Origin of the sequence: Streptosporangium amethystogenes (assembly GCF_000721075.1) — a bacterium.
Classification (GTDB): Bacteria; Actinomycetota; Actinomycetes; order Streptosporangiales; family Streptosporangiaceae; genus Streptosporangium; species Streptosporangium amethystogenes.
The window spans coordinates 1-803 of sequence record NZ_JOEQ01000133.1 but is presented as its reverse complement, the minus strand read 5'-3'; the positions used below and the strand labels follow the sequence as shown (position 1 = coordinate 803).

1 protein-coding gene is annotated in these 803 nt (G+C 65.9%); it reads right to left on the bottom strand.

What is annotated here, in order from left to right:
- Window positions 1-17 precede the first annotated feature (17 nt).
- The coding region (locus IG98_RS0143950; protein ID WP_030926557.1) for an IS110 family transposase at window positions 18-803 on the bottom strand (786 nt) is incomplete at its 5' end.

The window sequence follows — 803 nt, the reverse complement described above, 5'->3', positions numbered from 1 at the left end:
ACTTCCCAATGAGGTTGTCAAGCGGCGACGGAGGCGTTTGCCGGCGGTTGGTAGCGCCGTCGATCACGTATAAGAGCCCACAGGACGTTGACGCGTCGGCGGGCCAGAGCCAGGATCGCTTGAGAGTGGGTTTTGCCCTCGGCTCGTTTGCGGTCGTAAAACCTCCGCGACTCCGGTGAGACGCGCAAGCTGGAGAAGGCCGCCAGATAGAGGGCGCGTTGCAGTCGGCGATGGTAGCGCTGCGGTCGGTGCAGATTACCGCTGACGCGCCCAGAATCGCGCGGGACGGGAGCCAGACCGGCGAAGCCGGCGAGCCGATCGGCGGAGCCGAAGGCACCCATATCGCCGTGGGTGGCAGCGAGGAACTCGGCACCAACCTGGGGGCCCATGCCGGGCAGGCTGCTAATGAACACAGCCAGTTCATGATCGGCAAAGCGCGTCTGGATACGGTGGTCGATCTCCTCGATCCTGGCATTGAGAGCCATCACCTCCTCGGCCAAGGCAGCCACGATGTCCGCGGTGATCTGCTCCCCGGCCACAGTCGTGTGCTGGCGGTCGGCGGCCTCGACCGCGGCCTGGGCCAACGCGGCGGCGCTACGGACCTTGCGGGCCCTCAGCCAGGCTTCCACACCCCCACGCCCCGAACGGCGGATCGCCGCTGGAGTCTGATACCCCGACAACAGCACCAAAGGCCCCTTGTTGGACAGTTCAAGGACGCGCTCCAGAGCGGGAAAGATCCCACTCAGCAGACCCCGTAGCCGGTTGATCGCCCGGGTACGGTCCGCCACCAGATCTCCACAGTA